This is a genomic window from Aliikangiella coralliicola, assembly GCF_007004725.1.
GTDB classification, from domain to species: domain Bacteria; phylum Pseudomonadota; class Gammaproteobacteria; order Enterobacterales; family Kangiellaceae; genus Aliikangiella; species Aliikangiella coralliicola.
On sequence record NZ_ML660164.1, the window covers coordinates 468339 to 490778 of the forward strand.

The following is a 22440-nucleotide window of genomic DNA, read 5'->3' on the forward strand; positions in this document are numbered from 1 at the left end:
AAAAGTAAATCATCTGCAAGCGTGTTAGTGAGATTCTCTTTATTTTAATAGCGCCTTATTTATTCGGGCTAAAAGAGTGGTCGCTCAATCGAAAAATACTCAAGTCGATTCTTGTAAAAACAAAACGAAAAGCCAAACGACCAAGAACTATTATTTGATGAACTTAAATTGCAATCAGGGTTGTTACGCTATTTTTTTCCAGCACAAATTGTCCATCAAATCGACAACCAGCTGTCAGGTCTTCAGTCAGATCTTCGACTAGCGTTAACTCAAAGCGTTTACTTTCCGGTGAAATTTGTGTGATTTCCGCCGCAGTAAAGTCAAAATAAAATCCGGTATTGGGATATAGCGCTTTAAACAGACACTCTTTTGCAGAAAACGTCAGGGTTAACGCTTTGTTAAAATCAATTGAATTTTGTCTTAATCGTTTTTCTTCAGATCCCTTGATCACAATTTCTTTGACTTGCTCAACGGTATCGGGCTTTATCCAGTCTTCTCTGTCGACTCCGAGGAAAGTAATATATTGACTTAATCCGACCACCGAAAGGGCCGTGTTATTCGTATGAGTGATTGAGCCGTTAACGCCTTTCGGCCACACCGGCGAGCGATGATTTCCAATAGGAATGTGAGTCGCGTTAATGCCTAACTTTCCCAGTGCCGTCGCTGCGGCATATCGACCAGCTAAAAATTCAGCTTGACGTTTTACTACTGCCTTGTTTAAAGCGGAAGGGCGTTGTATACCGAGTTGATGAAACAGGTTCTCGTGAAAATGTTCTTTATCAAATTCGCAACAATAAGTGGCTATCTTTCCTGGATTTCGGAAAGCGATAACTTCGCGAGCCTTGATGAACATTTTTGTTGGTTTTAACTCGCTGTCTGGTTTGTTATCGACATTTGGTTTGTTATCGGTGTTGTCTAAATTATCGCCGGTTTTAAGCATGATTTTTATTTGAGAAGGATCCAGTTATACCACTCGAAGCATTGAAGAGGCATCTTGCATCTCAAGATTATCCAATACTGATTTTGCAACTTTTATGACTTGACGTAATACAGCGGGCTTATTACTTTCAATAAAAAAATGATCGCCGGAAATCATATAGACGTTAGCAGAGTGAGTAAATAAATTTTCCCAGCATTGTAAGTCTGACAAAGTAATTAAATGATCCTCACTACCACCTAGTACAGTTATTTTGGTGTTCAGTATTTTCCTTGAAGCACAGTAGGTGTCTGCTATCTTAAAATCAGCTCTTAGTAATGGTAAACACAGCTCCATTAATTCGTCGTTCTCAAGTATCTCCTTCGGTGTACCATTGAGTGATTTGAGTTCCGCTACTAGCTCATTATCTGGCAAGTCGTAAATAGCGTCTTCTCGGCTGGATAAGTAAGCAGCACGGCTTCCAGATGCAATAAAATGTTCAGGTAGCCGAATGTTCATCGCTTGACATCTGAGCATCAACTCAAAGGCTATTTTACTGCCTAAGCTGTGACCGAATACCAGGTAAGGGCGATCAATCATTTGTGAAAAATCAATGACTAGATCGTCGATTAACGGAGTCATTTCGCTGTAGGGCGCCTCTAACATTCGAGAGGAGCGACCGGGCGGTTGTACGGCGATCAAGTCTATTGTATCGGGCAGATAGTTTACCCAAGATAAATAAGTTGATGCGTTTCCACCAGCGTAAGGAAAACAAAGTAACTTGATCTTTGCGTTTGGCCGGGGCCTTGGACGTAAGAACCAGTTTGAGAGTGCCATTAATATTCCAATGAAACTTTATTCGCTATTTTTCTAATAGCGCCAAGCATACCACTGAAATTTGCTTAGAGAAACTACCTTGTTCTTATTACCATGATATCGCAATAATCAATCTTAATTATTGAGAACTTGAATGGTCAATGAGTCGACTGAATGAGCTACTTTTCAATAATCATTACTAGCCATTTTGTTGCTGATTTTTACCGAGAGCTTTAATCTCACATTGAAATTTTTTATTGATTGAAATTGAAGTTTGTTATCGAATGCATCGCGATAAAATGATATCACCAGATGGTTGGTTCGATTCCGGCTCGGGTTAATGTTTCTGACAAACCTTCCAATTGCTTTTCATAATGACGCCAACGATTAATGGATGTTTGATAAATATTTCCCCTGACCTGGGCAGCACTTGCGGTTGCAGTGCTAGATTCGTTTTTATTGATTTGTAAAAAATCCGGCTTCCAGGTAAGTCCACAAAACTCAAATACTTGTTTAGCAGTTATTGCCGGCTCAGTGACTAGCTGTTCGTAATTGACTTCAATTAGTTGACTTTTATTTTGGCGATGCCAATGAGCCATCAGCTTTCTGTAGGCAATGTAATATTGACCAATTTGCTCCAAACTATAAGAAAACGGGTAAGCTTGTTCAAAGTAAGTTTTATACATGGCGTAACAGGCTGCCATTGGTGCACGTGTGAGGTGAATGATTTTTGCATTGGGGAGTGCTCGTTGAATGAGCCCGATGTTGAGGAAATTGAGTGGCAGTTTATCGATAAAATATTTGCTATGACCAGTTAAAGGTCGAGTACTCTCGATATAATCAAAACCCAATTGGTCGAAGTCAAGTTCAGCAGATTTTTTGATTAATTCGAGTTTGTTGTTTATTTTTCCGGCGAATTTAGAATTAGCCAATCGAGTTAAACAATTCGAAAAGTTGTAAAGTTCTCCCGCTGAATAAACCTCGGGGTGATTAGTCATAATTCTCTCTAGCAGAGTGGTGCCTGTTCTAGGTAACCCAACAATAAAAATAGCTTCATTATTTGTAAAATCGCCAGCTTCTTTTGCTGCTTTGGAGATGTCAAAAGTTGCTTGTAAATGTTTCATTGCTTCGAGATCATGTTCAACTTGATACCGACTTACTTGCAAACGCAGCTCGTTGGCTTTTTTCAGCGAGGTGAAAGATGCTTCGTACTCAGCACAATCTTCCTGTTCTTTTGCGATGGAAAAATACAGCTTGATTTGCGCGGCGATATTCTCGGAGTTTGTTTTGGCTTGTTGATTCAGTTGGGGTAGATGATTATTTTTTGCGGTGGCTGTTTTTAATAGTGAACGAGCCAAATAAGCATCCCAGTCAGTCGGGTTTATTGCTAAAGTCTCGTTGAGTTTTGCGTAGGCTTTGTTAATTTCTCCCCGGTTTCGATAGCTAGTCGCCAAGCTATATTTGAAGTGAGCGTTTTGTGGATTTAACAAGACCGCTTGTTTCAAACAGTAATGAGATTGGTCATATGCGTTAAGTTGATGAAGTATTATACCAAGTTGATACCAGTCTTTTGCTAACAACTCAGGTTGAGTATCCATTAGCGCTATAGCGTTTTTGAGGGCGGACTGGCTATCACCCGAGAATAAATAACATCGGCTTTTTAAGATCTGAATTTGAGGTTGTTTGCCATCAATTTTTTCAGCTTGCAAAGCACTTTCTAACGCGCTCTGATATTGTTTTAACTGCAAGCTAATATCGGCAAGCATAAACCAGCCGATCAAATTCTCGGGTTGTTGTTGAGTGAATTGGTAACTAACCTTTTGGGCTTCCCTCAACTTTTTTTGTCGCACCAACACTTTTATGGCATCGATGGATATGGTTTGAGAAATGTTTAAGTTCTCCTTAACAACTTTAATACCCTCCTTAATTAAGGAGGGTTGGATTCAAGCGGTTGATGTTTTTCTAAAAGATTAAAAACAAAATCTTATTCAAAAACATATTGCACATTGACACCAATCGTTCTGGGGCGAGAAATTAACTCGTTACGTCTGGGACCATTTGGCCCAAGGCTAGGCGTGTTAATAATGCCTTCTTCGTTGGCCAGGTTATTAACAAACAACCTGATAGCCCAGTTATCATTTTCGAAACTGACATAGCTATTCCACATGGAAAAACCTTCCGTCGTAGTACTCGTCGCCGGATTAAGTTGAGAACGTGAATCGCTGCGATAATTACCATTAACACCGTAAATCACAAACCAATTGCCCACTTCCGTCAGATAACTCACATCGATAGACGCCGTATGTTTGGGGACGCCAGGTAAACGCTGACCTCTAACGGTTGCTGGATCAATTGCCGCTTCGGTTAAGCCAAAAGTATCGGGTTTGTCCAGCGTTGCGTCGACGTAACTATACCCGAAGGTGATCTCTAGCTCGTCATTAAACACGGTATTTAATTCTGCTTCAAGGCCCTGACTTTTCGCTGTTCCTGCATTGACCACTGCGTTCAATAAAAACGGTGTAACCAGACTGTCTAATTGTACTTTGTCCCATTCTATATCGAACAATGCTGTACTGTAGCGGAAATCACCGATCCTTCCTTTAAGACCGAGCTCGCGGTTGGTTACTTGATCTGGTGCATAACTTAGCAGGTTCGGGTTGGTCTGTACCACGGTAGCATTGCCCAGATCATCGAACACGGTAACTGAGTCGGGGAGTGCGTTCGCGCCGCCTCGACGGAATCCTTCTGAGTTGGTGAAGTAAATCATTGAGTCTTCACCAATTTGATACGAGGTATTGAATTTAAACAGTACATCATCCTCGCTTGAAACTTGTCTGGAACGAGAGGCGGTGTCGACGAAGAAGGCCGCGTTGACTTGTTCATTGTCAAATTCCTGATCAAAAGCACGTATGCCACCGGTAATTTGCCAGTCATCGCTAACATGCCAAGTGAGTTCTCCGAATATGGCTCTGTCGGTAAACTTGGCTGTTGATCCGCTTAAGAAGTTTTGATCCTTGAGAACCGGTAAGCCAGCTGCGTCAGCAACTGGGTGAGTACCAGGGTCAAAAATCAGGCTGAAGGCGCCGGTTGTTGTTCCCAGACCGCAATCGTCACGACCTGCCGCGGCGCAGGCGTCAGCCCAGTCAGCATACCCGCGGAAAAATTGAAAGTTGCTAATTTCAATATCTTGTTCCATATAAAATGCACCAACGACCCAGCTGAAATCACCATCATCTTGGGAAACCAATCGCATTTCCAATATATTGGCAGAGTCATTATTTGTCGCAAAGTCAGCAATATAAGGGCGCGGCATAGCGCCATAGCTGGCAGCATAGAAATCAAAAGCCTGGTAAGCACCGGTCTGGTCGCTTTGTAATTCTTGCTCAGATTCATAGTTTGAAGCTGACGCGGTAAATGTTGCGAATCCCAGGTCGACTTCTACGTCGAGTGAAAGCAGATCGGTATCACCGGCGTATGGCTCTCGTGATAAAGCCGCCGACTCGTATTCTCCCAGATCCAGGTAGTCTACTGCACGAGATGGGTTACCACCTGAATCATCTTTCTGGCTGTTATAGGCGAGCAGAACTTCAACATCACTGGTGGCTTCCCATAGCAGCGATACTCGGCCATAAGTCGACTCTTCGTCGTTGGTGCCTTCAAATCGCTGAAATACTGATGGACTGTTGAGTGCGTCGGTTGTGTCTGCGGCAACAGGAATGCCTTGTGCATCTAGTTGATAAGCGCGAGGTTGATCGATCCAGCCTGCCGATTCGGACCGACCGACGTTTGCTCTGAGGGCGACAGTATCACTAATTGGCAGGTTATAAACCAGGTTTAGTTCAGAGTTCAGGCCATCGCCATTGTCAGTTTGTCCGAGTTTATAGGATATTTCGCCGTCAGTTCCCATTAAATCAGGACGATTTGGAATAAACCTGAGAGTCCCACCTAAAGAACCAGAACCATAAAGCGTCCCTTGTGGGCCACGTAAAATTTCAACTCGGTCAATGTCATAGAATCGAATATTTGAAAATAGCGGAGTTTCACCAACATAGGTGGAGACACCAGGTGCAGTATAGAGTGGACCAGAAACACGCCCATCCTCAAGACTAAGACCGCGCATTGCAATACTGGTAGAAAATGCGCCGGTACGCGCCCCTTTATCGGTGTAGGAAACACCTGGAATTCTTTGTGTGAGTTCGCCGAGGTTTGAAATACCAATCTGTTTTAGATCACCACCACCGATAGCCGAAATATTATAGGGAACACTTTCTATTGATTGAGAGCGGCGGTTAGCGGTAACCAGAATTCGTTGCTCTTCTTGTTCCGGCGAATCAGGTTGCTGCTGCTCAGAAGTAGAACTGGAGCCGCTGTCTGTTGTTGACTGAGAGTCTTGCGGCGCCTGGTTTTTTTCCACCTGTTGATCTGCAACGACATTGTTACTGCACGCCAACGAAATTGCCGTTGCTATCAACGTCAATTTAAATCGAGGACTCACTTGTTTCATACTATTACCTCTTTTCATTATTGCCCCTTCTCATGAGTAATTTATCAATATTATTGGTACGACTAACGGTTTTTATGTTGTTACTCGTTGCTACCTGGTTAGTCGTATCGATTTTTATATTTTGAGATAACTTACCCTACAAGGTTTATGAAATGAGTTAAAACAAAGTTTTTTCATTAAATTGATGAAAATTTTTATTACACCGTAAATCCCGTGGCGTGCGGTGTGTGTATTAAAAATGTTAATGAAAGTAGCCAAAATATTTCAATTGTGAAAGTTTACCTTTCAATGTTAATTTTTTAAGTACGCTCATTGAACGTTACCTTATTTGGTTTCGGCAGGGCGGCCAGTTATAACAGTTTACTAGTTACCGTCGAGTTGTTACCTGACTGTTACCTGACTAATATTAAACTTGGTATTTAAAAATAAGCGACGCTGTTGTTAAAAATAGAAGCTTATTGATAAAAATAAAAGTAACGAGAAGTGAAACTATGCAAGAATTTGGTGTACTGAGTTTAATACCTGCCGCTGTTGTTATTTCTTTAGCAATTTTTACGCGTAGACCAATTGAATCTTTAGTTGCTGGTAGTGTGGCCGGGTTGTTGATGTTGTATCCCACTGACTTGGTGACAAAATTTTCAGAGCTGGTGCAAAAAACAATTCTGGATGAAACCATTGGCTGGATTATTCTGGTGTGCGGTTTTATGGGTAGCTTAATAGTACTTTTGTTAAGAAGTGGCGCAGCGTTAGCGTTTAGCATCATCGTTTCTAGTCGTGCCAAAAATAGAAGGGTTGCATTGTTAAGTACCTGGTTTTTGGGGCTGGTAATCTTCATTGATGATTATCTAAATGCGCTTGCGGTAGGCACTTCAATGCGCAAAATCACTGACAAATACAAAGTGTCTCGAGAAATGTTGTCTTACGTTGTTGACTCAACTGCCGCACCTATTTGTATTTTGCTACCCGTTTCAACCTGGGCGATATTTTTCGTCGGCGTGCTTGAGTCTAATAGTATCGTTGAAAAAGGGCAGGGGATGTCTCTTTACATCGAATCCATCCCTTACATGTTTTACGCCTGGGCTGCTGTGATTATTGTGCCGCTGGTTGCTGCAGGGATCTTTCCTGTGATCGGGCCGATGAAAAAAGCAGAGCGTAGAGCGGCAGAAGGTCTAGCCGAATATCAACAAAAAATAGCTGATAAAGCAGAGCCCGAATTAATCGAGCAATCAGCTAAAGTGAATGTGTGGAGCTTTTTAATTCCGATGCTGAGTTTGCTCGGGATTTCCTGGTTTTACGATATTAATGTGCTGATTGGCGTAATCTGTGCGGTGGCGATCACGGTTTTAATGTTTGGTGTACAGGGCGTGATGAAATGGGCAGAACTTTTTGACGCAGTGTTTGATGGAATTCGTTTAATGGTGCCTGCGCTGGCGGTAGTTTTTACCAGTTTTATGCTGAAAGATGTGAGTGAGCAGTTAGGGCTTTCAGCATTTGTAATAGAGTCCGTAAAACCCTTAATGACAGCCAGCATGTTACCGATAGTTGCCTTTATAGCAATTGCACTTGTCGCATTTTCGACAGCCGCTTTTTGGGGAGTATTAGCGATATCCGTTCCTATTATTTTGCCTTTAGCCATTGAAGTGGGCACACCGATTCCAGTGGTGGTCGGCGCGATGATGTCAGCAGCGGCTTTCGGTAGTCACGCATGCTTTTACAGTGATTCAACTGTGCTGGCAGCTCAAGCAAGCGAGGTTGGTGTGATGGAACATGCGTTAACGCAATTGCCTTACGTATTCATCAGTGCGGCTATCGCAATTATCGGTTGGTTAATTTGGGCGATTTAAGATTTTAACTTCTATTTCAATCATTTTCTGTGAGTATTAACGCGACTTGAGAAATGCATTTTGAAAAAGACATATTAAAATAATTTATATTGAATAATTAAGGTAAAACTATGAGTATTACGCACGATATTAAACGTCATTTAAAATTGGGTTGTTTGTTTCTTTTTTTATTTTCAGGCATTTCCTGTGCAGAACAGAATACTCAAAAAGTTACAGCAGATAAGGTACTGATAAAAGCTCGAGTTTACACTGTTGATGTGAATAATCCATGGGCCGAGGCTGTTGCAGTTAAGAACGGAAAAATAATTTTTGTCGGCTCCAATCGGGAAGCACAAGATTATATTGCCAAGCAAACTAAAGTGATCGATCTTCAAGGTCGTATGGTTGTTCCCGGTTTTCAGGATGCGCATGTCCATCCTTTGGAGGGGGTTAGCCTGACAACTTTTATGGGATGCGACTTGATTCCGTTAAGTGATACAGAAACTAATCCAGAAACCTGGATTGACGAGTTAAAAAAGTGCAATAAAATCGATTTTCCACACGACTGGATATTAGGCGGCGGTCACGCGATACAAGATGTGCTCAAACTAAAACGTATGCCCAAATTGGTACTCGATGAAGCATTTCCAGATAAACCCGCCGCGTTTATGGAAAAGTCTTCTCACTCTATGTGGGTCAATAGTAAAGCGCTTGAAATTGTTGGCATCACCAAAGATACGCCTGATCCACAAGGGGGACTTATTTTCAAAGATCCTCAAACGGGCGAACCGACAGGATTATTATCTGATAGCGCTGGTGATGAACTTATGCATAAGGCGTTGCAACGCTCGCCTAAGCTGCAACAGGCAAGATACGAAGCTTTGATGTTATCACAGGATTTTATGGCAAAATACGGATTAACTTCGATCACCAATGGTCGTGTTTATTGGGAAAGAGGCAATTTAGAACCCTGGCTTAGGGCTGAAAAAGAAGGTACGCTAAAAGCGCGAAGTATTATGGCATTGTGGGCCTATCCTCACTTACAGGATGATTTTCAATTGCCGAAATTGAAGTCCATGTACCGAGATGATCGCGACAGTTTATTAAGGCTTTCACAAATTAAATTTTATTCCGATGGCGTGGTGATTAATAACTCCGCAGCAGTGGTAGAAGCCTATAATCATTTAATTCATCCATTTGCAAAACCCTTTGGCTTGAATTATTTCACCGAAAAAAGATTAGCGAAATATATCACTGAATTAGAAAAAGTTGGTTTCGATGCGCATATTCACGGTTTGGGAGACAGAGCAGTCAAAGAATCATTAAATGCTATTGAAAGTGCACAAAAAGCGAACTCAAAACTTAAACTCCAAACTCGTCACCAAATCACACATGTTGCGCTCGCCAGAAAAGAAGATATTCCACGTTTTGCGAAACTTAATGTGACAGCCAACATTCAGATTAATCACGATACTGGTGATTATGGTACCGGCGTTGAGCTGGATAAGAAAATTGATTACAAGCATGTTCACATTGACGACCCGGATTACTGGTTCAAAATTGTTGGCGATGTGGACGTAGAGTTTTCTCCCGTACATCCGATTATCGAATCTGGCGGACGAATGGTTTTTAGTAGTGACTGGGATGTTTCCAGTATTGATCCAATCGTTAGTATTCAAAATGCGGTGAATATATTGGATGGCAAAATGTCAAAAGATGAGGCTATTGCAACTGCAATTAAAGGGTATACCTTAAATCCAGCCTACATCATGCGGCACGATGATATGACTGGATCGATCGAAGTCGGTAAATATGCTGATCTGGTTGTGTTGGATAGCAACTTATTTGAATTACCTAAACAAAAAATTAAACAGGCGAAGGTTTTGTTGACATTACTATCCGGCAATGAAACTTATCGAGCCAAAGAGTATCGATAAAAAAGACTATTGGCTCTAAAGGAATCATTTAAGTGGCAACAATTGCATCAATTCACACGGGTAAGATTCGCACTTATGAAGAGCAGGGAGGGCGCTTTCAAACTGCGATTTGCCAACAGTCAATTGAGACTCCGGTTAAAGTGACTAAACGTGGGTTGGAAGGAAATGAAGTTGCTAATCATAAAAATGCGATTTATGGCTATTGTGCAGAAAATTATGATTATTGGAATGACACCTTGCATTCAAAAGCGCGATGGAAACATGGATTGCTTGGCGAAAATTTAACTTTTCTCGGGCTGGATGAAAAACAGATCAGTGTCGGTGATCGAATTCAAATCGGTGAAGTATTACTGGTGGTATCTGGTTGCCGTACACCGTGTAAAAATTTGTTGTGGCGAGTGAAGATGCCTAATGAATTTTTACAACTTTTTGAACAGTCAGGTCGAACTGGATTTTACCTGGAAGTTTTGCAAACGGGAACTGTTAAAGCGGGCGATACGGTTACTCATTTACCGACGAGCGTTAAGAGTATTTCAATACCAGATTTAGCGCGCTTTTTTCAGGCTGCTACAGTTGATGAGTCGGAGCTGCAACGTCTAATTGAGCTGCCTGAAATGGGACAGCAAATGTTGAGCATGTTGGTCGCCATACGCAACAGGCAAAAAGATAAACTCTTGATTAGCCGCAACCGCTGGTCTGGTTGGAAGCCATTTTTTATTAGTAACATCGTGCAAGAAACAAGAGATGTTAAATCTTTTTTCCTCAAGCCTGCGAAAGGGCTGGAACCAGTAGCGGGTTATCGAGCCGGTCAATTTCTAAGCGTCAGGCTAAGGCTTGCCGGTGGAGAAGTGATGGTGCGTTGCTGGAGTATTTCAAGCTACGACGAAAACTTGTCTCGGTATCGGATTACGATTAAGCGAGAACCAAACGGAAAAGCTTCAAGATTTATGCATGATCAGGTAGAAATTGGTGATCAAGTCGAAGTGCTGCCGCCTAACGGCCAGTTTACTTTGAATCGGGCAAGTGTCGCTACGCCTGTGGTTTTAATTAGTGCAGGTATCGGCATCACACCGATGATTAGTATGTTACAAGCTCACGCTGCTAGACTGGATAAAAAGTTGCCGACACTTTATTTTATTCACTCAACACATAATGCGCGTACTCATGCTTTTCATAATGAGGTTGAGCGCCTTATTGAAAAACATGCTCAGTTTCACTCACATTACATTTATACCCGAGCTGATGCAGGGAGTAAGCAAGGAATTGACTACGATAGCCGTCACCGATTGAGCCAGGAACAACTAAAAAATTTACTGGAAAACATGGGCAGTTGGTTTGCCAATAAATGGGTCGAGATGGCGCCTGGTGAGTGTGAGTATTACATATGCGGACCCGAGCCATTTATTGTTGATGTCAAAAAAATGCTGGTTAACCTGCACGTTCCTTCAAACCATATTTTTTTCGAGTCTTTTTCAGCTGGCGATATTAAAGTGAATAATCAATTAACTCGCGACGCCAATGTTTTTTTTGGTGACCGAAAGACTCGTTGGGTTTGTCACGATAACTTGACACTACTTGAGCACGCAGAAGAAAATGAGATGACTCCTGTGTTCAGTTGTCGTCAGGGAATTTGTGGTTTGTGTAGTGTTGATCTGGTTGATGGTGAAGTTGTTTATACACGCCGTCCCAATGTCGCTGTTGCAAAAGAGCAAGTACTATTATGCTGTGCTCAACCTAAGGGCGATGTGACATTGAAGATTTAAACTTCTATTTTATATTTGGAACTCAATAAACTATAGATAGTTAAAAGCATAGATGGTTAAAAACATAGATGGTTAAAAACATAGATAATAAAAATAGTTAACCAACAAATAAACTCAAGGAGCCGTATTATGAGTCAAATTATTAGACGCCCAGCCTTAAATGAACAATCACAATGGCAGAGGCTTTGGGAAGGTTATCTCCAATTTTACCAGGCAAAGAATTTCTCGCCCGAGCTCACTGATTTATTGTGGTCTCGTATTCATGATCTGCAACATCCTATTCAGTGTTTTGTTTCGGAAGACATTACACGAAATCAGTTATCGGGTTTAGTTCACTTTTTTCCGCACACCAACACCTGGAAAGCGGGACAGGTTTGTTATCTTGAAGACCTGTATGTGGATTCAACTTACCGCGGCAATGGTGTTGGGCGAGCATTAATTCAAGCGGTGATTAATTATGCCAAAGAGCAAAGCTGGGAATACGTTTATTGGCATACGCAACATGATAATCATAATGCCAGGGAGTTATATGATCGCCTGACAGGCGGCACAGATGGATTCGTGACTTATAGAATCTCGTTTTGATCTCTTAACCCCCACCAGCGCCGCTTCAATTTATGAAGCAAAAACCAGACACCGAAAATAACCAGGGGGACGCTGGCGGCGACAACTAATTCTTTACTCACTTTCTCCTGCCAATGTTGCGGCAAAACTAATGTGTAACTAATGAGTTGAATGATGTAATAACTGATCGCAAACATAGACACACTTTCAACAAGCTGATGGAGTTTTAGCTGAATGTGACTGCGACGGTTAATGGCTTTTAACAGGTCTTGATTTTGTTCTTCCAAATCAAGGTTAATCCTGGTTTGTAACAGATCGCTGGCTTTATCGATGCGATTTGAAATGTTCAGCGTCCGTTGAGTGACACTTTTTCCGGTTCGAAAGGCAGGAATCATTCGCCGATTTAGAAAGTCACTGAGCATTTCTTTACCGGGAATTTCAGTTTCATTTAACTCGGCGATACGATTGGTTACCAGCTCAAAATAAGCATTAGATGCATCAAAGCGAAATTGGTTATCGGCAATGATACTTTCTAGTCTAGCGGATAAGGCAGATAACTGGCTCAGTAAGTTTTTCTCACCGCACTCTTCTTCGTCCAGACGGCTTAACAAAAGCGTTATCCTGGCAAGTTCGCTTTCCATTTCTGCGACCTGGGGCATCAGTTCTCGGCTCACCGGTAGCGATAACAGCGCCACCATACGATAACTGGAAAGTTCTAACAAGCAGCGCAGCAGGCGTCCAGTTTGACTCTGAGTGAGCCCCTGGTCGATTATTAAAAGTCGCTCGAAACCATCATCGCTGGTTTTAAAAGAAGTCCAGACTTGTGCATTATTTTCTGCGACTACACTGGCCAAAAGGGAGTGGCCGAGAAATATTTTTTGTAAACCACTGGCTTCGGGTAAATTTTCCCTTACATCCAGATGGATAGCTGCGATCAATTGTCCCGGGAGTGATTGACGCCAGTTAAGCGGTAGCAAATGCCATGGTGGACATTCGAATGCCTGCTCATTATTGTTAAGCCGAATAACGGTGTAAGTGGAAAATTCAGAGTGATGTTCCCAACGAATATCTAACTCTCCCAGATCGGCATAGTAGCAGGATGTCTCCTGGTTAGGCAGGTTAGCATCGTACTTTTCTGCAAGAAGTTTGAGGTGATTAATTTGTGCTTGTTTATCGCTGTTATAATGTAACATGGTCGCTTGAGAAACAATCACCGCTCCTTGAATTCTTGGGAAACTTCGACTGTGAATCTCATTAGCCAAATGACTCATCAAAGGATGTAATTGAGGCAGTTTCTTATTGGATTTTGCTTGAATCATTTGGCTTGAATCATTTTGCTACAATAAAAAAGTGGACTTGTCGGGGAGAGCAAGTCCTAAATGGGAATGTTATTGATAATGGTTGCAAACAACTTGAGGGTTTTCAAAAGTTAGTGACTAAAGAAAACCGTCTCGTTTTAAATCATCCATCGTTTTTTCGATGCTGGTTCGAAAAGTTTTCGTGGCGAAGTCTGATTCTTCACGACTGATTGTCAATGGTGGTGACATTACAATAATGTTTCCGATAGGTCTCACTATGAGCCCCAGTTTTGCGCAATGCTCAAATAGTCTTTTGGAAATTTCCGCCTCCATTGGGAACGGCGTTTTATTCGTTTTATCAGCGACAAACTCGACTCCCATCATCAAGTGACTCCCACGACAATCACCGACAATTGGTAAGTCAGCAAGCGAGCAGATTTGCTCTTGAAAATAAGCGCCGACTTGCTGAACGTGTTCGCAAATGTTTTCACGCTCCATAATTTCAATATTTTTTAGTGCAGCGGAACAAGCTACCGGGTGGCCTGTATAGGTGAAGCCCATGCTAAAAAGCCCACCTTCGCATTGTGGCTTGCTGATAACCTGGTAAATTTTTTCTGAAATAATTGCAGCACCCAGGGGGATGTAACCTGAGGTGATTCCTTTGGCGGAAATAATAATATCTGGTTGCATGTCATAGATGGCTTTTGACGCGAAAAAGTGACCTAACCGACCAAAACCGGTGACCACCTCATCCGCGATATAGAGAATATCGTACTTCTCGCATATTGCTTTCATGGCCTTATGGTAGCCTTCAGGCGCGACCAGCACTCCACCGGCTCCCATAATGGGTTCTGCAATGAAAGCGGCAACACTATCAGCACCCAGCTGTATAATTCTATTTTCAAATTCATTCACCAGAAATTGCGTGTATTCCGCTTCGCTGAGGTTTTCTGCACCGAGTGGCCGACGATATAGATTGGCTGCAGAAACATGATTAATCCAGTCGTTGGCAATTCGATCAAAACTGTATTTGGTTGCGTGAATGCCTGTGAGGTTTGCGGCAACATAAGTTGAGCCATGATAAGCGTCATTTCGAGAAATAATTTTTTTCTTATCTGGTTTTCCGCGCACGTTGTTGTAAAAATGAATCAGCCGGATGGTTGAATCAATTGCGGTAGAACCACCACAAGTGTAAAACACATGATTGAGATCGCCGGGCGCAAGCTCAGCTAACTTAGCGGCGAGTATTGAACCCGGTGTATTGGTACTGTGCCCGAATGGATTAAAGTACTCCATTTGCATCACCTGATCGGCAATTGCATTTGCCATTTCTTCCCGGCCATGTCCAATATTGACACACCAAAGACCTGCGATACCATCGAGATAACTTTTCCCGCTTGAATCTGTGATAGAAGTTCCTTTTGCACCGGTCACAACTTGACTACCTTCGTCTTTAAAAGTCGCGAAGTCGGTATAAGGATGAATAAAATGGTTTTTATCCATTTCCCAAATTTGTTCTGGAGAATATGATTTCATAAATATTCAACTCACCTGGTTAATTTGTTATCAAATGCTTTGCGAGAACGGTTTGTTCTGTGGCAAAGATAGAAGTTACAGCTACAGAATTTAGCGATAAATGCGTAAGGTTACAAAGGATAAAAATTCAGTGTTTTGATTAGTAATTTTAATGAATTGATACACTAACAGCGGGATTGAACGGTTATTTTCAAAATATTGCTTAAAATTTTTAATGTGTTATCTTTTAAAGAGCGAATACAAAAGATTGACCCGGAGTAAAATAATGTCCCAAAAACGAGGATTTAATCGGCTACCTCCCTTATCAGCTCTAAGAGGATTTGAAGCGGCGGCCAGGTTGAATAGTTTTTCGAAAGCATCCAGCGAATTGTTTATGACGCAATCGGCAATTAGTCATCAGGTGAAATTATTAGAAGACTATTTCGGTCAGCCATTGTTTAAACGAGTGAACCGAACCGTTGAAGTGACTGATGCCGGGATCGATTTTTTAAAAACGACTCAGTTGGTATTAGGGCAGTTACAAAAAGGCGCGATTCGATTAGAGTTTTTTAACAAGCCAGGGTTAGTTGTTCTTACGACGCCGCCATCTTTCGCCAATAAGTGGTTGATGAGCCGGTTGCATGAATTTAATTCTCAAAATCCAGATTTAAACGTCTGGGTTTATACAAAATATTCACAAGAAGAACTGGAACATGCAGAGGTTGATCTGGCTATTTGGCATGGTACCGGAGAATGGACCGGCGTCGAAAAAATAAAACTTTTTGATGATAAAGTGACGCCGCTTTATTCGCCAAAACTATTAACGGGTGAACAACAAATTAGTGAGCCGGAAGATCTTAAAAATTTTCCGTTAATTCACGTCGAGCAGGTAGAGCGCCGAGAAGATTGGCAGGCCTGGTTTTCTATGTTGGGTTTAGGCGAGGTTTCAACGGTACTCGGATATAACTTTAATGATTCAAGTTTAGCACTAGACTACGCAGTTTCGGGACAGGGAGTTGTGTTGGGTAGCACCATTTTAGCAAAGGATTTGATCGAGTCCGGTGAATTGATAAAACCTTTCGACTCATATTTAAATACCGAGCTAGATTATTACCTGGTATACCGAAAGGAAAAAGTTGAGTTTGAAAATGTTGAGCGATTTAGACGCTGGATTTTGGCTGAATTTAATATTGATTCGTGCTTTGTACCTGAAAAAATAATTGATGACGCCGAATGAATAATAAGTAGGTTAGGTTGATTGCTAAAATTCAAACGCTTTCCAATTTTTTGGAGGCCTCCTGCTTCCTTCAATTTTAATCGATGAAAATTGTTTATCAATTCCATGAATATTTTGCGGCACTTACGCCATTGCAGATTGATTGTGCGAAAGGCACAATAAAATGAGAATTTAACAGATGATTAATAGTTGGAATATGCGATGACAAACGGACACCTGCACGGCGATAAATTACCTGGCGAAACCTATTACAATTACCACATGGCTTACATCAACGGACGTTGGCAAACCATTGAGGGGGGAGAATCTTTCAAGGTGATTCAACCGGCGACGGAAAGAGAAATTGGTTGTATTACTCTGGCCAACTCTCCAGTTGTTAATCTTGCGGTAGAGGCAGCTAAAAACGCATTTACAAGTTTTTCTCAAACCAGTATTGATGAGAGAGTTGAGCTGCTGGAAAACATTATTCGGATTTATAAAGATAAGTTTTCTTTAATGGCTCGCCACATTTCTGATGAGATGGGAGCGCCCATGTGGCTGGCAGAAGGGGCCCAAACAGGTTCTGGCTTAGCACATCTTGAGCAGACTCTGATTGCGCTAAAAGAGTCCAAAGCACAACAGGAAATTGGCGATAGTTTATTGTTTCACGAACCTGTCGGTGTATGCGCGTTAATCACACCGTGGAATTGGCCGGTTAATCAGATTGCCTGCAAGGTTGCGCCTGCATTAGCAGCGGGTTGTACAATGGTGTTAAAACCCAGTGAAATTGCACCGCTAAGTGCTTACCTGTTTACCCAGATCCTCGATGAGGCCGGCGTTCCTGCCGGTGTTTTTAATATGATTAACGGTGATGGCCCAAATGTAGGTTCGCAACTTTCTCGTCATCCTGATATTGATATGGTTTCTTTTACCGGGTCGACTCGGGCCGGGGTGGCAGTTGCTAAGGCTGCAGCTGATACAGTGAAAAGAGTCTCCCAGGAACTGGGTGGAAAGTCAGCCAATATATTGTTGGACGATGTTGATTTAGAAATGGCGGTCAGTGAAGGTGTCAAGGCATGCATGCATAATACCGGGCAATCCTGTAATGCGCCAACCAGAATGTTAATTCCTGAGAATTTGTATCAACAGGCGATTGCCGTTGCACAAGAAACCGTTGCGAAAATGAAAGTGGGGCATGCTGATGATCCCGAAGCATTTGTTGGGCCGGTCATTAGCCAGCAACAATATAATAAAATTCAAGGCATGATTCAGGATGCGATTGAAGAGGGGGCTGAACTGGTTTGCGGCGGACTTGGCAAACCGCAAGGGCTTGAACAGGGTTTTTTTGTTAAACCAACGATTTTTGCCGAAGTGACCAATGGTATGTGTATTGCACAGCAAGAAGTGTTTGGTCCGGTGCTGGTATTGATCGCTTATCAGAATGAAGAGCAGGCGATCGAAATTGCTAATGATTCTTTGTATGGATTATCGGGATATGTTTCTTCAACCGATCCACAGCGCGCTTTAAAGGTAGCCAAAAAAATTCGTTCGGGAATGATCCACATTAATAACGCCTGGACCGATCCAGCGGCACCATTTGGTGGTTACAAACAATCGGGCAATGGTCGCGAGTGGGGAAAGTTTGGTCTTGAGGAGTTCCAGGAAGTGAAGGCAGTGATGGGAGCTAAGAATTTTTAGGCTATTAAAATCAACAATGCACAAGCGACTTAATTAGTCGCTTTATTCCGGTTTGCGATGAACTTTTTAAACTTTGCTATTCATCAACTGATACATAGACGACTTCTCCTTGTAAAATAGTAATGACAATTTCCGTTTCCAAAATTTGTTGCGGAGAAAGTTGCGTGATGTCATCGCTTAGTACAACCAGATCTGCAGATTTTCCAACTTCAATTGACCCAGTAATTTTGTCGATTCCTAATGCTTTGGCTCCATTAATAGTTGCCGCTTTGATCGCGTCATGAATGTTTGGCAACCCAGATGTATGCTTGAGTCTGGTGGAATTAGCAATGGCGACAAGGGGATTTAACGGGTTAACTGTCCAGTCGCTGCTAAAAGTGACGTTTGCGCCGGTATCAAATATTTTTCGCATAGGTAAAAGTTTGCTCGCTCGCTTTTTTCCAATTAGGTTATAAACCCAACTGTGGTCGCCAAAAAATTCTGCACCGGCCTGGAAGTCTGCATCGACATTCAGTGACTTGAAACGAGCAATATCTTTGTCGTTAACCATTTCGAGATGAGTCAATGCGTATTTTTGTTGACTGCCTTGTTTTCTTGATTGCTCGATTGCGTTCAACGCTTCATTGATACCTGCGTCACCCACCGCATGAATATGGGCGCCGTAGCCAATCTTATTCAATTGTTTCAACCACGCAGAAAGCTGATCCGGTGGGATATAATTGAGGCCCGATGGTATATCTGTTTGCCACGACGTCTGGTAAGGTTGGCTTAGTTTGGCAGTACCAAAATGAAGTACGCCATCGGCATACATTTTAACTTGATTAACGATTAGCAGTTCTTCGGGATCAGGTTGATAAATTTCCTCCAAAAATTTCAGTTGTTTGCTCATGGATAGTTCTGGATAAATCCATGGACGAATCGACGTTCTGACTTTGACTTGATCATCTTTTAACGCCTGTTGCCAAACTTCATACCAATTGCGGCGCCAGTACATTCTTCCATCGCCTATGGTGGTAATACCGTTCGCGATGACTTCGTTCATACCGGCAAGCAACCCAGCATAGCTTTGATTAAACACGTCAGGCGCGCTATTCCAGGCTATTTCCATGACGATATCGCCGGCATTGTCAAATAAGATACCGTTAGGCTCTCTTGTGTCAGGGTCTATCATGATTCTCCCACCAGGTGGTGGTGTAGCACTTGAATTTAATTTTGCCAGGTGAAGTGCATAGGAATTGACTAACATCGCATGGGAAGACTCTTCCATGATAACCACAGGGTTGTTTGGAAATACTTCATCGAGTAATCGGATTGGCGTAATTTTTAATTGATGATCCATTAATGCGTCGAGTTGGAAACCGTGTCCAATGACCCATGCACCTTTTTTGGATATATTTTGTCGGCAGATTTTCAGACTGGGGATCTGCTCCTTGAGATTAGCGTTTTTCTCTAACTGGCAATTTCCGCCAACTTGTGAAGCACCTTCAAAAATATGACTGTGCGTATCGATAAAGCCGGGTAACAACATTTGCTGTCTTAATGAGATAACTTTGGTTTGGTCATCGATAAAATCTTCTAGCCCGTCGTTTTCGCCAACGTAGATAATCGTGCCGTCGGCAATGGCAACTGCCGTTGCGAAAGGTTGCTTTTCATTAACGGTATAAATCACCGCATCGATTAAAGCGAGATCGGCCATTTTTAACTGCGCTTGAGCGCCTGCCAGATTGTTTAATTGTGGGTAAAGAAAGATACAGATAATTGCTGTCGTTTTCTTAAACCAATTTCTATTAGACATCGTGAGGGCCCCTTAAGCAGCCTAATGGGAGTTTTATTGAATTATTAAAATAAATATAGCTTATCTTGATAGGGTAATGTGGGTTTTGTTAAGTAACCAGGTTTCGTTATGTATCTAAGAACAATTTCGTAGTTGATTATGATTGACAATTCGCGTTATTAGCTGATCTTTAACATCCAAAACCCAATCCACAAAGTTCGATCTTCAATACACTGTTTGAATTCATACGGCAGGAAAAAACAGATTCAAACAAAGAAAGAAAGGTAAACATGCCTTAGAGAGGTGGTTTAATTTGCGACTGAAGATGGCGGTAGAAATCTCTCGCCATATTAATGCGTTTTTTTAACAAAGGAAGCTGCTGAGAATAAAGGTTTTTTATTTTTTCACTTTCCCAGAACTCCAGTTCTTTACTTAAACTAACCGTTGAGTTTTCCATTTGATCTAAACGGGTCATCATAGTCGCAATTGTTGCACTTGCCTGATTTTTACAGGCACTTAGCGCTGAGTGGTTTTTCAGGTAAACTGCGCCGGTATGGGCAAAGGTATAGTTTTTTCCATAGGCTCTTAGCGCGATCCAGCCGCTGTCCCGGGTTGACAATTGGTAATTCAAACTCAACTGGGTTTTGTTGTCTGCAGTATCAGGTGTTATCGTTTTAATGACTTTGCCACAGCGAATGAGTTCTAATCTATCAATCGAATCAAAATCAGAATTAATACTGACTTTGCCTTCAATTTTCAATGGGGATTGGTCTGTAATCTCAAGGATACTACCTGGTTCATTATTGTTAACTGAAAGTTGAATGAAAGGGCCATTAGTTATCAGTGTTCGACCTCGTTTTAGACCATCAAACCATTTTTGAGTAGAAAGAAATGGTTTCGATTTTTCCGTTGTATTTTCAATTTTAACGTAACTTCTGACCGCGCCAGGTTGATCAAAGTAGGGGAAGTCGGACCCTGCTGCTGGAGAAATTCTAAAGCCAAGGTTGAGCAGCTCATACCAGAGTTTGGTGCGTAACCGATTAGCTTGCATAATTTCCACAAAGTCGACTAAACCAAATGGTGCATCCAGCGCCAGTCCCCATGCTGCATTAAACTCACCAGAGCCGACGTGCGCGTACCCGGTCAGCGCGTTTTGCTGTTGATAAAATGCCAGGTATTTGTGATAGAGAAAGTACTGTTCGCTAGCCAGTAAAGTATTAGCGACATTGAGCGCAAGAATGTGGCCTCGGTGAGCTGTTCTTGGTCCTTCTGTACCGGGAACTATGGCGTTATTATCTATCTGAATTTTGCCTTTTTCGCCCATCGCAAACTGGCGAAAGTGAGTTTGCTCTGTATTCGTCATTTCCAGCAAGTTGGACACATGAATATCTTCGGCTTTTAATATAGAAAAAATAGAACGGTGATCTTTTTGTCCGCGTTGCATATGAATGTGAACATCACCTGAAAACCAACCTTTTTCAGGCAGGTTAATCCAGCGTTTCATATCGATTTCAACAATTTGATTGATCGGTTTTCCTGCAGAGACAGTAATCTCTTTTTGAGCAATTTTATATTCAGGACCCTTGGTCGCTATGATGGTGTAAGTGCCTGCAGATAATTCGACCTGGTACTCGCCATCGGAGTACACGAAGTAACGATTAGCATGAGGCCAGTATTGGTAAGGTGCGAAGTAGGACTTTAAGTTCAGGTGTTTGACTTCACGTTCGTAGTATTTAATTGGGACTGCGCTTTCAGACGCTAGCACAGAAGAACCACGACTGTTGTAAATACCAAGCCTCACAGGAGTTTTGGAGTCAGTGTTATGGTCAATAAATTTAAAAGTAATGGTTTGACGAGACGTTTGCGTTTGATTCGGTTGTGGCCGAGTTATTTTGATATCACAAAGGGTAAAAGTTGTCTGGGTCTTTGGGCCGAGCTCGGCTAAAGGCAACATCGTTTCCAGTGTAGTTAAAACAAAATCTGTACCACCGATACCTCGGTTGATAAATCTGGCTCGGTCTAAATCCAGACTAAGCCAGAAAAGTTGATTGTCATTAAGGTTTTCACGCGTGTTGTCTAAAGAAACTGTTGCGTTTGCATCGGCTCTTCCATGACGGTCATAGCCGTAAACCAGGGAGTTGCTATTAGAAGATTTGACCAACAATTTCAGTTGGATTTTTTCATCGATGTCAAAAGCAAAATTATCATCAATATCGAATGCAAGATAATTCGCTTTGACACAGTTATTTCCGTTGATCGATTGATATTCTGGGTTTTGCCTGCGAGTAAACGCAAAGGTTCCAAAAGATTCTGGATAGCCTGCAGTGAGAACCCGATTGATAGATTCTCTTGTCCAATTTAATGTTTTTATTCCGCGCGGATTATCTAAATTAGAGTCGCCTGAAATTGAACTATCGGACTTTGAAGTCTTATTATTATCCTTGGTGTTGTCCTTGGTGTTATTCGAATGATTATCGAAGTGATGGCGAGAGCCAGCTATGGTGTCGTGTGCTTGCAGCTCGACATGACTTAAGCCAGCAATGAACAATAAAAAAAATGGGAGACGGTTAAGTCTCCCCAACAAGCTCTTCCACGAAGTAGGAGCCATGACAAATT

14 protein-coding genes are annotated in these 22440 nt (G+C 42.0%); 6 read left to right on the forward strand and 8 right to left on the reverse strand.

The genetic code is table 11. The annotated features are described in order from the left end of the window. Positions 1-163 precede the first annotated feature (163 nt). From FLL46_RS13245 to FLL46_RS13260, 4 genes are all read right to left on the reverse strand, one after another. The gene (locus FLL46_RS13245; protein ID WP_142894112.1) at positions 164-940 is read right to left on the reverse strand and encodes a 4'-phosphopantetheinyl transferase family protein; all 777 of its coding nucleotides are present in this window, start codon (positions 938-940) and stop codon (positions 164-166) included. 24 nt (positions 941-964) lie between these two features. Beyond that, entirely contained in the window at positions 965-1753 is a 789-nt protein-coding gene (locus FLL46_RS13250; protein WP_142894114.1) for a thioesterase II family protein, read from the reverse strand. Between the two features lie 284 nt (positions 1754-2037). After that, positions 2038-3582 carry a tetratricopeptide repeat-containing sulfotransferase family protein gene (locus tag FLL46_RS13255; protein ID WP_142894116.1) on the reverse strand — a complete coding sequence of 515 codons (1545 nt, stop codon included), beginning with the start codon at positions 3580-3582 and terminating at the stop codon, positions 2038-2040. A 134-nt stretch (positions 3583-3716) separates the two neighbouring features. Then, complete coding sequence (locus tag FLL46_RS13260; protein ID WP_142894118.1) at positions 3717-6254, reverse strand: TonB-dependent receptor; 2538 nt, start codon at positions 6252-6254, stop codon at positions 3717-3719. 473 nt (positions 6255-6727) lie between these two features. Between FLL46_RS13260 and FLL46_RS13265 the strand changes: the two genes are divergently transcribed. From FLL46_RS13265 to FLL46_RS13280, 4 genes are all read left to right on the forward strand, one after another. Next, positions 6728-8080: a Na+/H+ antiporter NhaC family protein gene (locus FLL46_RS13265; protein WP_142894120.1), complete on the forward strand. Its 1353-nt coding sequence runs from the start codon at positions 6728-6730 to the stop codon at positions 8078-8080. A gap of 110 nt (positions 8081-8190) precedes the next feature. Next, positions 8191-9996 (forward strand): amidohydrolase, encoded by a 1806-nt coding sequence (locus FLL46_RS13270; protein WP_142894122.1) that lies wholly within the window; start codon positions 8191-8193, stop codon positions 9994-9996. Between the two features lie 32 nt (positions 9997-10028). Further along, positions 10029-11759 (forward strand): MOSC and FAD-binding oxidoreductase domain-containing protein, encoded by a 1731-nt coding sequence (locus FLL46_RS13275; RefSeq protein ID WP_142894124.1) that lies wholly within the window; start codon positions 10029-10031, stop codon positions 11757-11759. Positions 11760-11888: 129 nt separating this feature from the next. Next, on the forward strand, positions 11889-12344 hold the full coding sequence (locus FLL46_RS13280) for a GNAT family N-acetyltransferase (protein ID WP_142894125.1): 456 nt from the start codon (positions 11889-11891) through the stop codon (positions 12342-12344). On the opposite strand, the gene FLL46_RS13285 is transcribed toward FLL46_RS13280, so the two are convergent. Further along, positions 12326-13642, reverse strand: a complete 1317-nt coding sequence (locus FLL46_RS13285; RefSeq protein ID WP_142894127.1) for a DUF3422 family protein — start codon at positions 13640-13642, stop codon at positions 12326-12328. The two genes, FLL46_RS13280 and FLL46_RS13285, sit on opposite strands and share 19 nt — an antisense overlap. Positions 13643-13759: 117 nt before the next feature. Then, the gene (locus FLL46_RS13290; RefSeq protein WP_142894129.1) at positions 13760-15157 is read right to left on the reverse strand and encodes an aminotransferase; all 1398 of its coding nucleotides are present in this window, start codon (positions 15155-15157) and stop codon (positions 13760-13762) included. A 265-nt stretch (positions 15158-15422) separates the two neighbouring features. Here FLL46_RS13290 and gcvA point away from each other — a divergent pair, with 265 nt between their 5' ends. Further along, complete coding sequence (gcvA, locus tag FLL46_RS13295; protein ID WP_168204151.1) at positions 15423-16373, forward strand: transcriptional regulator GcvA; 951 nt, start codon at positions 15423-15425, stop codon at positions 16371-16373. Positions 16374-16574: 201 nt separating this feature from the next. Further along, the gene (locus tag FLL46_RS13300; protein WP_246119312.1) at positions 16575-18050 is read left to right on the forward strand and encodes an aldehyde dehydrogenase family protein; all 1476 of its coding nucleotides are present in this window, start codon (positions 16575-16577) and stop codon (positions 18048-18050) included. Between the two features lie 76 nt (positions 18051-18126). Here the strand turns inward: FLL46_RS13300 and FLL46_RS13305 are convergent, their stop codons facing one another. Together FLL46_RS13305 and FLL46_RS13310 are read right to left on the reverse strand one after the other, a co-directional pair. Then, on the reverse strand, positions 18127-19845 hold the full coding sequence (locus FLL46_RS13305) for an amidohydrolase (protein WP_142894133.1): 1719 nt from the start codon (positions 19843-19845) through the stop codon (positions 18127-18129). A 274-nt stretch (positions 19846-20119) separates the two neighbouring features. Further along, a complete protein-coding gene (locus FLL46_RS13310; RefSeq protein ID WP_142894134.1) occupies positions 20120-22432 on the reverse strand; it encodes a CehA/McbA family metallohydrolase in 2313 nt (770 codons plus the stop codon). Positions 22433-22440 lie beyond the last annotated feature (8 nt).

Excerpts from the sequence above, each read along its gene's own strand:
- FLL46_RS13245 (WP_142894112.1), bottom strand. The coding sequence starts at position 940 with ATGCTTAAAACCGGCGATAATTTAGACAACACCGATAACAAACCAAAT.
- FLL46_RS13250 (WP_142894114.1), bottom strand. The coding sequence starts at position 1,753 with ATGGCACTCTCAAACTGGTTCTTACGTCCAAGGCCCCGGCCAAACGCA.
- FLL46_RS13260 (WP_142894118.1), bottom strand. The coding sequence starts at position 6,254 with ATGAAAAGAGGTAATAGTATGAAACAAGTGAGTCCTCGATTTAAATTG.
- FLL46_RS13265 (WP_142894120.1), top strand. The coding sequence starts at position 6,728 with ATGCAAGAATTTGGTGTACTGAGTTTAATACCTGCCGCTGTTGTTATT.
- FLL46_RS13270 (WP_142894122.1), top strand. The coding sequence starts at position 8,191 with ATGAGTATTACGCACGATATTAAACGTCATTTAAAATTGGGTTGTTTG.
- FLL46_RS13280 (WP_142894125.1), top strand. The coding sequence starts at position 11,889 with ATGAGTCAAATTATTAGACGCCCAGCCTTAAATGAACAATCACAATGG.
- FLL46_RS13285 (WP_142894127.1), bottom strand. The coding sequence starts at position 13,642 with ATGATTCAAGCAAAATCCAATAAGAAACTGCCTCAATTACATCCTTTG.
- FLL46_RS13290 (WP_142894129.1), bottom strand. The coding sequence starts at position 15,157 with ATGAAATCATATTCTCCAGAACAAATTTGGGAAATGGATAAAAACCAT.
- gcvA (WP_168204151.1), top strand. The coding sequence starts at position 15,423 with ATGTCCCAAAAACGAGGATTTAATCGGCTACCTCCCTTATCAGCTCTA.
- FLL46_RS13300 (WP_246119312.1), top strand. The coding sequence starts at position 16,575 with ATGACAAACGGACACCTGCACGGCGATAAATTACCTGGCGAAACCTAT.
- FLL46_RS13305 (WP_142894133.1), bottom strand. The coding sequence starts at position 19,845 with ATGTCTAATAGAAATTGGTTTAAGAAAACGACAGCAATTATCTGTATC.
- FLL46_RS13310 (WP_142894134.1), bottom strand. The coding sequence starts at position 22,432 with ATGGCTCCTACTTCGTGGAAGAGCTTGTTGGGGAGACTTAACCGTCTC.